This window comes from Gemmatimonas sp., assembly GCF_044345575.1.
In the GTDB taxonomy this organism is placed as follows: Bacteria; Gemmatimonadota; Gemmatimonadetes; order Gemmatimonadales; family Gemmatimonadaceae; genus Gemmatimonas.
On record NZ_JBIJAW010000008.1, the window covers coordinates 25029 to 34670 of the forward strand.

Sequence of the window (9642 nt, forward strand, 5' to 3'; positions counted from 1 at the left end):
GCCTCTCTGCGCGGCAGATTGCAATTGTTTCACAGCGGTTACTTCCAGTAATCCGAACAGGGTCTCTCCCCTTTCTGCACCATTCGTCCCCATTATGGAACGCTTCATCCTCCCCCTGTTAACGGTGCTCTTTTCCACTGTCGTGAGCGGCGCGCTGCACGCGCAGACCACGGCAGAATTCCGCGGACGGGTGCTCGATGCGACCACCGGGAAGGGGATACCGGACGCGACCGTCGCCGTGACCACAACCGGCGGTAGCGCGCGCACCGATTCTCTCGGACAGTTCCGGGTTCCCAACCTCAAGGTGGGGATTCACCGATTCCTCGTGTCCGCCACGGGCTACTCCCGCGGGAGCCTCTCGCTGGCGTTCGCCGCCCGGGAGGTGATGGAGCGGGATCTGGAGCTGGACCCGGTCAGCGCTCCGCCGCCGGGCTCGCCGACCGCGGTGGAACCGGCGAAAGACACCAGCAAGGCCCAGGCCCTCCCTGGCGTTGCCGTCACGGCTGACCCGGCACTCGGTCGCCGCTTCGCCGATTTCGAGCGCCGCCGTACCACTGGGCGCGGTCAGTACCGCACGCGGGCCGAACTCGAGGCGGGCAACTTCTACACGCTGCAGGACGCGATGCGGTCGATGCGCGGCGTGCGTTTCAACTGTGCCGGGAACATGTGCCGGGCGCAGATGGTGCGAGCGCCGATGGGCTGCTCGCCGGAATACATCGTGGACGAACGTGTGGACAATTCGTTCGGCCCCACGATTCCCGTGCGCGACATCGTGGGGCTCGAGGTCTACACGGGTGTGAGCGACGTGCCCGGCGAATTCGCCGGCCGCAATTCCGGGTGCGGCGTGATTGTCATCTGGACGACGTCGGGACGGGAGCCGCGCCGGAAGTAGCGGCTCCCCGTCACCGGCGCTGCGTCAGGCGGCGTGCGGCGTCACCGGCACCACGTCACCACGTCGCACGAGCGTGAGAATGGAGTACACGGCCACCGGTTCGTCGTGCTGGTTGATGACCTCCACATCCCACTCGACCACACCCTGCGGGATGGTCCCCGCGGGGGTGTCCTTCGCCGTCTTCTGTTTCACGGTGAGGCGCACGTGGATCGTGTCGCCGGGATACACGGGCTTGGTGAAGCGCAGCTTCTCGAGACCGTAGTTGGCCAGTACCGGGCCAAGGTCGGGATCGACGAACAGGCCGGCCGCGGCCGACACCACGAAGTACCCGTGCGCCACACGCCCCTCGAACACGCCGTTGCTGCGGGCATCCTCGTCGTTCATGTGCGCGTAGAAGGTGTCGCCACTGAGCTTCGCGAACGCCTCGACATCCTCGAGGGTGATGGTGCGCGTCTTCGTGATGAGCGTGTCGCCCACCTGCAGCTCGTCGAACGTTTTGCGGAAGGGGTGCACCGTATCTGTCTTCTCCTCGGCCCCCTTGGTCCACTCGCGCGTGATGGCCGTGATCATGCTGGGGCTGCCCTGCAGCGCCACGCGCTGCAGGTAGTGCGTGACACCACGCGCGCCTCCCATCTCCTCGCCACCGCCGGCGCGGCCGGGGCCGCCGTGCACGAGATTCGGCAACGGCGAACCGTGTCCGGTGCTTTCCTTCGCGCTGGTACGATCGAGCACGAGCATGCGGCCGTGGTAGCACGCCGCCCCGAGAATGACCTCCTGCGCCACCTTCGGGTCGTGCGTGATGAGCGAGCCAACCAGTGACCCGCGCCCCATGCGGGCGAGCTGCACGGCTTCGCCGAGATCACGATACGGCATGATGGTGTTCACCGGCCCGAACGCTTCGATGTCGTGCGGCGCGAGCGTGGTGAGCGGGTTGGCACAGTAGAGCAACTCGGGCGCGAAGAACGAGCCCTTGTCCCGATCGGCGCCCACCACATTGAAGTCACCGCCACCGTACACACGCTCGGCGGCCGCGCGAATGGCCTCGGCGCTCGAGGCGACGCTCGTCACCTGGCCGCGCGACGCGAGCGGCCCCATGCGTACCCCTTCGACAGTGGGATCGCCGATGGTGGTGCTGCCGAGCCGCTTGGAGAGTGCCGCAATCACGGCTTCCTCGAGCCCCGCCGGGACGATGGTACGACGGATGGCCGTGCACTTCTGCCCCGCCTTCGACGTCATCTCGCGCGTGACTTCCTTAATGAAGAGATCGAACTCTTCCGTGCCCGGCACTGCGTCGGGTCCGAGGATGGAGCAGTTGAGCGAGTCGGCTTCCATGTTGAAGCGCACGGAATGCGCCGTGATGCTCGGCGACGACTTGAGCTTCTGCCCCGTGGCCGCCGACCCCGTGAACGCCACAATGTCCTGCTCTTCCACATGCTCGAGCAGCGTGCGCGCCTCACCACAGATGAGCTGGAGCGCACCGGCGGGAAGTTCGTGAGTCTCGAGCATCGCCTTGAACACGGCGTGCGTGAGGTGGCTGCCCGTGGTGCTGGGCTTCACGATGCACGGCACGCCAGCCAACAACGCCGACGCCAGCTTCTCCAGCATGCCCCACACCGGGAAGTTGAAGGCGTTGATGTGCACCGCCGCCCCTTCCATGGGCACCAGAATATGGCGACCCACAAACGTGCCATTCTTGGAGAGTGGCTCGGTGGGCCCCTCCACGTGGAAGCGCTCGTTGGTGAACTCGCGGCGCCCACGGCTTGCGTAGGCGAAGAACGTGCCGATGCCACCTTCGATATCGACCCATGAGTCCGCGCGTGTAGCCCCCGTCATCGAGGAGAGCGGATAGAACTCTTCCTTGCGCTCCATGAGCGCGATGGCGATGCGCTTGAGCATCAGCGCGCGCTGGTGGAAGGTGTACGAACGCAACGCGGGGCCACCCACGCGACGCGCGTATTGCAGCATGGCCTTGAAATCGAGGCCATGGCTCGACGTCTCACCGATCTTCTCACCGGTCACCGCATGAATGAGATCGGTCTTCGGGCCAGTGCCCTCGACCCACTCGCCCAGCGCGTAATTCTGCAGCAGAAACATCAACGGGTCTCCGTACGGGTGTCCTTCTGGGTGGCTTTCCAGTTCTTCAGCATGGCCGACTGCACCGGTCGGTTCTGCGGCACCTCGCGCAATGGCTCCACGGGTCGCCACGCGGCACGCATGGCCGCGGGCAACTGCTGATAGAGTGCGGTGCCTTCCGATTTCCACGCGAGCATGTCGTCGCTCACGTCCTTTACGATCTTGGCGGGGTTCCCCACGACCACCTTGCGGTCGGGGATGACCATATCGGTGGGCACGAAGCAGAGCGCCCCCACGATACAGCCGCTTCCAACCACTGCGTTGTCCATGATCACGGCGTTCATGCCGATCAGGCTGTTCGCGCCGATCCGGGCGCCATGCACGATGGCCCCGTGGCCGATGTGCGCCCCGGCCTCGAGCGTGACCACAACGCCGGGGAACATGTGAATCGTGCAGTTCTCCTGCACGTTGCACCCGTCCTCGATGACGATGCCGCCCCAGTCACCGCGAATGGCGGCGCCGGGGCCCACGTACACATCGCGACCGATGATGACGTTGCCGGTCACCGCCGCCTGCGGATGCACGAATGCGGTTTCGTGCACCACGGGAACGAAGTCTTCGAAAGCGTAGATCATCGTGTGGTCAGACGCGCTCGAGCACGAGCGCAAAGCCCTGGCCCACACCGATGCACATGGTGCAGAGCGCATAGCGCGCCCCCGTCTCCCGCAGCTGATACGCCGCCGTGAGGGCGAGTCGCGCGCCGCTCATGCCAAGCGGATGTCCCAGGGCAATCGCGCCGCCGTTGGGATTCACGCGCGCATCGTCGTCGGCCACCCCGAGTTCGCGCAGACAGGCCAGCCCCTGCGCGGCGAAGGCCTCGTTGAGCTCGATCACGTCCATCTGCTCGAGCGTGAGACCGGCGCGCTCCAGCACGAGGCGTGTGGCCGGTACCGGGCCCATGCCCATGATGCGCGGTTCCACCCCCGCCGCGGCACTCGCCACCACCCGCGCGATGGGGCTGAGCCCGAAGCGCGCCACCGCGGCGTCTCCCGCCAGCAGCAGCGCGGCGGCACCGTCGTTGAGGCCACTCGCATTGCCGGCGGTCACACTGCCCTGCCCGTCATGGCGGAAGGCCGGCTTGAGTTTGCCGAGGGTTTCGAGGGTAGTGTCGGGGCGCAGGAACTCGTCCTGCGACACCAGCAGCGCATCCCCTTTTTTCTGCGGAATGCTCACTGGCGCGATTTCCGTCGCGAGGCGTCCGGCGGCGCGCGCAGCGGCCGCCTTCTGCTGCGAGCGCACGGCGAATGCATCCTGATCAGCGCGACTCACGCCGTACTGTGCGGCGACATTCTCCGCCGTTTCGCCCATGCTGTCGGTGCCGTGCAGGCTCTTCATGCGGGCGTTCACGAAGCGCCACCCGAGACTGGTGTCGAACAGCTGCACATCACGCGCGAACGGTGTGGCGCCCTTGCTCATCACATACGGGGCGCGCGTCATGCTCTCCACGCCACCAGCCACGTACAGGTCGCCTTCGCCGGCGCGAATGGCGCGAGCGGCACCGGCTACAGCCGAAAGCCCCGAGGCGCACAGGCGGTTCACCGTTTCGCCGGGCACCGTAACGGGAAGGCCCGCGAGCAATGAGGCCATGCGCGCCACGTTGCGATTGTCCTCGCCCGCCTGATTCGCGCAGCCGAGAATCACGTCGGCGATGGCGGCGGGATCGAACTGCGGCGCATTCGCGCGCACACGCTCGACCAGCGCGGTGATGGCGTGCGCGGCGAGATCATCGGCGCGCACGGGTGAGAGCGACCCGCCGAGGTTGCCGATGGGCGTGCGAGCGCCATCGATGAGATACGCGTGCGAACTCATATGCGTCATCCGAAGTGTTCCCCCAGCACGTGTGGCCGGGTGGTGCGGTACACGGTGCCGCGGAAGTACCCCACGGCGACCTCGTGCTGATTGGTCACGGTCACCTCGCAGAAGGCGAGGCGGTTGGTGGTGCTTTGTTCGACCCCCACGGCGCGCAGCACGTCGCCCGGTCGGCAGGCCACGGGGAAGCTGATGGAGCAATCGACCGCCACGCTCAGCAGGCCGCCGGCGTTGGTGGCAAAGGCGAACGCGCTGTCGGCGAAGGCGAAGAGCATGCCACCATGCAGCGTACCGAACCCGTTCACCATATCATCGCGCACCGTCATTTGGAGTACGGAGCGTCCGGCCGCGGCCTCCAGCACCGAGATGCCCATCCACTGCGAGAAGGCGTCACGGCTCATGAGGTGCGACACAATCGCCTGCGGGGTGGGCGGCGTCGGGGTGCTCATGAATACCGCCGTGCGTCGAGCAGGGAGGCCCCGGCCTGCACCGCGTGCCGCAGGCGCACACTCGGACGGTAGCGATCGTCACCGGTCTCGAACTGCAGCGATTGCAGTCGTGCGAGCACCGTGGGCGCGCCGATCTCGTCACCCCACGCGAGCAGCCCCCGCGGATAGTTCACACCGGTCGTCATCGCGAGTTCCACGTCCGTCGTGGAGCAGATACCCAGGTGCACGGCCTCGACGGCTTCGTTCACCAGCATGGCAAGTACCCGATCGACGATGCGTTGCGCGAGCACGGGATCTTCGGTGGGCGCGGGCTGCGAGGCGCCGTCGGCGTACTCGTAGAACCCACGGCCCGTCTTGCGGCCAAGCCAGCCGGCTTCGAGCAAGCGTTGCTGCCGCAGGCTCGGGCGGTAGCGGGGATCGTGGAACATGCCGTCGAACACGGATCGCGTGACGGCGAAGTTCACATCGTGCCCGATGAAGTCCATCAGCTCGAAGGGCCCCATGCGGAAGCCTCCCACCGTGCGCAGCGCCCAGTCGATGGTGGCGCAATCCGCCACGCCTTCCTCGAGCAGGCGCAGCGATTCGCCGTAGAACGGGCGCGCCACGCGGTTCACGATGAACCCGGGCGTATCCGACGCGAGCACCGTGACTTTCTTCCAGCTGGCGGCGAACGCCGTCGCGCGAGCGGTGACGTCGGCCGAGGTGGTGATGGCGGGGATGATCTCCACCAGCGGCATCACCGGCGCCGGGTTGAAGAAGTGCACCCCCACGACGCGTGATTTTTCGGTGCAGGCCCCGGCGAGCGCCGCGATCGACAACGACGACGTGTTGGAGGCGAGGATCGCGGTGGGCGCGACGATCGGTTCGAGCGTCCGCAGCAGCTGTTGCTTCACGTCGAGCCGTTCGACGATCGCCTCGATCACCATGTCGCACGGCGCGAACGCCGCGAGGGCCTCGGCCGTCACCCCGTCCACGTACGTGATGCGCGCGAGCACGGCGTCGGCCGCGGCCTGTGTGAGTCGCCCCTTTTCCACCTCGCGCGCCATGGCCTTGGCGTGTCCCGCGCGCGCCTTTGCCGTGGCCGCCGGGAGCGCATCGGCAAGCACCACCGGGTGCCCATGCACCGCCGCCACCTGCGCGATGCCGGCCCCCATAGCGCCGGCACCGATCACTCCGATCGTTGCGTGGCTCATCACTTCCCCTGATACACGGGGGCGCGCTTTTCGAGGAAGGCGCGCACCCCTTCGGCGTAATCGGCCGTGCGGCCGGCTTCGTGCATCGCCTGGGCCTCCACATCGAGTTGCGCATCGAGGCCATTCGCAAAGCTGGCGTTGAGCGCACGCTTGGTGAGGCCGAAGCCGCGGGTGGCCTGCGCAGCCAACTGCTCGGCCAGCTTCGTCACCGTGGCGATGAGCTCGGCCGACGGCACCACGTCCCAGATGAGCCCCCACTCCTTCGCCTTGTTCGCCGGCATCTTCTCGGCGAGGAAGAACATGCCCGTGGCGCGCTGCAGCCCGACGAGCCGCGGCACGAAGAATGTGCCGCTGGTATCGGGGATGAGCCCCAGCTTGGCGAAGCTCTCCACGAAGCTGGCACTGTCGGCGGCGATGGTGAGGTCGCAGGCGAACGCGAGATTAGCGCCCGCGCCAGCAGCGATCCCGTTCACCGCACAGAGCACTGGCTTCTCGAGGGTGCGGATGGCGCGGATGATCGGGTTGTAGCTGGTCTTGACGATCTCGCCGATGTCGGGAATGGGCCCGCCGTCGCGCGGCAGGGCTTCGGCCAGATCCTGGCCCGCGCAGAACCCGCGTCCGGCGCCGGTGAGCACCACGGCACGAACGGTGTCGTCGGCGGCCGCATCCGCCAGCGCGCCCTGCAGCGCGCGCGCCATGTCGGCGTTGAAGCTGTTGAGCACGTCGGGGCGGTTGAGCGTGAGGGTGAGCACGCCATTCGCCCGCTCGACCAGCAGGGACGGACCAGAGGAGGGAGAGGGGGAGGACATGTGTGAAAGGTAGCATCGGCGACTGCGCCGTGGCGGTTCTCGTCGGCCTGTCGCCATATGCCCCCTTCGCTGTTTCCGCAGGGGGTTTCCCAGACGTGGATTCGTCTCGCACTTTTGCGGGCTACGTCGCATAGCGGGCGTGTCGTCCCACTCCAGCCTCCGCTTGCTCGGGGCGAGTGCCGTGCTTCCGGAGATCGGCTTTCTTCCGGCTGATTGGCGGACAAACTCCCGCCGCGCCGCGCGTGCTGGCAGATTACCCGTCTATGCCTGCCAAGACTGCCGAGCGTGCGGGGGCCCGTGTGGCCGCCTCGCCCGCCGTAACACCGCGCGCCGGGTTCGACTGGCGCCGTATCGCTTACCACACGCTCGTCTCACGCGCCCTCGATGATGTCGAGGAGCAGACGAACAAGCAGAAGGCGACCGTGCCGCGCGAGCATCTGGTGCTCTACCAGTTCTCAGCACGTGGCCACGACATGGCCCAGAGCATTCTCGGCTCGCTGCTCACCGGTGAACACGACGGCGCGGGCGCGTACTACCGCTCGCGGCCCCTGCTGCTGTCGGTGGGGCTCAGCATCGAGGATGCGCTCGGTAGTCCGCTCGGCCGCGCGGGTGGCTTCAGCGATGGCCGCGACATCGGTGTGGTGTGCAACCTGCCCAACCGCCATGGCGTGACCGTACTGCCCATGTCCGGCGACGTCGGCTCGCAGTACACGCCAGCAGCGGGCTGGGCGCAGAGCATCATGTATCATCGCGACACCCTCGGTGACGCGAGCTATGCGAACTGCCTCAGCGTGGCGCTGGGCGGCGACGGCTCCGTGGCCACCAACGGGTTCTGGGCGTCGCTCACGATGGCGACGACGCTCAAGCTGCCGATGCTCTTCTACATCGAAGACAACGATCTGGGCATCAGCGTGCGCGGCGACATGCAGACGCCCGGCGGCGACATTGCGCGCAACCTCGCGTCGTTCGGCAATCTGTTCGTGCTGAATGGCGACGGCTGCGATCCACACGACGCCTCGGGGAAGCTGGCCGAGGCGGTCGCGCACGTGCGGGGCGGCCATGGGCCGGCATTGGTGCGTCTCACGGTGCCGCGCCTCTCGAGCCATTCGGGGCCGGACAACCAGAAGGGGTATCGCACCGACGCGGAGATCGCCGCCGATCAGGCGCGCGATCCGCTGCCGAAGCTGCGCGACTACCTCGTACCAGCATTCATGAGCGCCGGCGAGTGGGCCGATCTCGAAGGGGAAGTGGCCAGAGACGTGCAGCGCGGCCTCGACGCCGCACGGGCGCGCCCCATGCCCGATGCCAGCACCGTGGCGCAGCATGTGTTTGCCGATGACGACGCGGCGACCGAAGCGATGGGCGGGCTGTCGCGCGCGGAACGTGCCGCGTTGGGTGGCACCGACGTAGCGGACGACAGCGGCGACCTGCTGCGGTTCGCCGAAGCCATTCGCCGCACGCTCCGTCACGAGCTCACCGTAAACCCCAAGGTGGTGGTGTTCGGCGAGGACGTGGGGAAGAAGGGCGGCGTGCATCTCGTCACCGAAGGGCTGCAGAAGCAGTTCGGTGCCGAGCGCGTGTTCGACACGAGTCTCAGCGAGGAAGGCATCATCGGCCGTGCGGTGGCGATGGCGATCAGCGGCCTGGTGCCCGTGGCCGAGATCCAGTTCCGCAAGTATGCCGACCCGGCCGCCGAGCAGTTGAACAACTGCGGCACGATGCGCTGGCGCACGGCCAATCGTTTTGCGGCGCCGATCGTGGTGCGCATGCCCGGTGGGTTCGGCAAGGACGTGGGGGATCCGTGGCACTCGCTGAGCGACGAGGTGCGGTTCGCGCACGCGTACGGGTGGCAGGTGATCATGCCATCGAACGCCGCCGATGCCGTGGGTCTGTTGCGTGCGGCGATGCGCAGCCCCAACCCGAGCATCTTCTTCGAGCACCGCTCGTTGCTGATGACCGGCGACGGCAGTGCGCGCTATCCGGGCGACGACTATGTGCTGCCGCTGGGGCGCGGGCGTGTGGTACGTGAAGGCGATGCGCTCACGCTCGTCACGTGGGGGGCGATGGTGCACCGGTGCGCCGAGGCGGTGGCGTCGCTGGGCGACGAGCATGCGGAGGCGGTGGAGCTCATCGACCTGCGGACGATCTCGCCGTGGGACCGCGAGCTGGTGCTGGCGAGCGTGCGGAAGACCGGTCGCTGCCTCATCGTGCACGAGGACAACATGACGGCGGGATTCGGCGCGGAAATCGCAAGCACGGTGGCGCAGGAGGCCTTCTGGCATCTCGACGCGCCGGTAGAGCGCTTGGCGCCGCGGGACATTCCGGTGCCCTATCATGCGGACCTGCTGGACGCCGTG

8 protein-coding genes are annotated in these 9642 nt (G+C 67.4%); 2 read left to right on the top strand and 6 right to left on the bottom strand.

The genetic code is table 11. The features are described from left to right. Positions 1-94: 94 nt before the first annotated feature. Positions 95-892 carry a carboxypeptidase regulatory-like domain-containing protein gene (locus tag ACIQ6O_RS01315; RefSeq protein ID WP_396205954.1) on the top strand — a complete coding sequence of 266 codons (798 nt, stop codon included), beginning with the start codon at positions 95-97 and terminating at the stop codon, positions 890-892. 24 nt (positions 893-916) lie between these two features. Here ACIQ6O_RS01315 and paaZ read toward each other — a convergent pair whose 3' ends face one another. Genes paaZ through paaG form a run of 6 tightly spaced genes read right to left on the bottom strand, consistent with a single transcriptional unit; the run spans position 917 to position 7285 of the window. Further along, positions 917-2986, bottom strand: a complete 2070-nt coding sequence (gene paaZ, locus ACIQ6O_RS01320) for a phenylacetic acid degradation bifunctional protein PaaZ (RefSeq protein WP_396205955.1) — start codon at positions 2984-2986, stop codon at positions 917-919. After that, positions 2986-3600 carry a transferase hexapeptide repeat family protein gene (locus tag ACIQ6O_RS01325; RefSeq protein WP_396205956.1) on the bottom strand — a complete coding sequence of 205 codons (615 nt, stop codon included), beginning with the start codon at positions 3598-3600 and terminating at the stop codon, positions 2986-2988. Before ACIQ6O_RS01325 ends, paaZ begins: the two co-directional genes overlap by 1 nt. Positions 3601-3607: 7 nt before the next feature. Beyond that, complete coding sequence (gene pcaF / locus ACIQ6O_RS01330; protein ID WP_396205957.1) at positions 3608-4834, bottom strand: 3-oxoadipyl-CoA thiolase; 1227 nt, start codon at positions 4832-4834, stop codon at positions 3608-3610. A 5-nt stretch (positions 4835-4839) separates the two neighbouring features. Next, positions 4840-5283 carry a hotdog fold thioesterase gene (locus ACIQ6O_RS01335; RefSeq protein WP_396205958.1) on the bottom strand — a complete coding sequence of 148 codons (444 nt, stop codon included), beginning with the start codon at positions 5281-5283 and terminating at the stop codon, positions 4840-4842. After that, positions 5280-6476, bottom strand: a complete 1197-nt coding sequence (locus ACIQ6O_RS01340; RefSeq protein WP_396205959.1) for a 3-hydroxyacyl-CoA dehydrogenase NAD-binding domain-containing protein — start codon at positions 6474-6476, stop codon at positions 5280-5282. Before ACIQ6O_RS01340 ends, ACIQ6O_RS01335 begins: the two co-directional genes overlap by 4 nt. After that, on the bottom strand, positions 6476-7285 hold the full coding sequence (gene paaG / locus ACIQ6O_RS01345; RefSeq protein ID WP_396205960.1) for a 2-(1,2-epoxy-1,2-dihydrophenyl)acetyl-CoA isomerase PaaG: 810 nt from the start codon (positions 7283-7285) through the stop codon (positions 6476-6478). Before paaG ends, ACIQ6O_RS01340 begins: the two co-directional genes overlap by 1 nt. 263 nt (positions 7286-7548) lie before the next feature. Here paaG and ACIQ6O_RS01350 point away from each other — a divergent pair. Further along, positions 7549-9642: transketolase C-terminal domain-containing protein (locus ACIQ6O_RS01350; protein ID WP_396205961.1), on the top strand; the 2094-nt coding region annotated here is incomplete at its 3' end.

Coding starts and splice junctions, on each gene's coding strand:
- ACIQ6O_RS01315 (WP_396205954.1), top strand. CDS start 95: ATGGAACGCTTCATCCTCCCCCTGTTAACGGTGCTCTTTTCCACTGTC.
- paaZ (WP_396205955.1), bottom strand. CDS start 2,986: ATGTTTCTGCTGCAGAATTACGCGCTGGGCGAGTGGGTCGAGGGCACT.
- ACIQ6O_RS01325 (WP_396205956.1), bottom strand. CDS start 3,600: ATGATCTACGCTTTCGAAGACTTCGTTCCCGTGGTGCACGAAACCGCA.
- pcaF (WP_396205957.1), bottom strand. CDS start 4,834: ATGAGTTCGCACGCGTATCTCATCGATGGCGCTCGCACGCCCATCGGC.
- ACIQ6O_RS01335 (WP_396205958.1), bottom strand. CDS start 5,283: ATGAGCACCCCGACGCCGCCCACCCCGCAGGCGATTGTGTCGCACCTC.
- ACIQ6O_RS01340 (WP_396205959.1), bottom strand. CDS start 6,476: ATGAGCCACGCAACGATCGGAGTGATCGGTGCCGGCGCTATGGGGGCC.
- paaG (WP_396205960.1), bottom strand. CDS start 7,285: ATGTCCTCCCCCTCTCCCTCCTCTGGTCCGTCCCTGCTGGTCGAGCGG.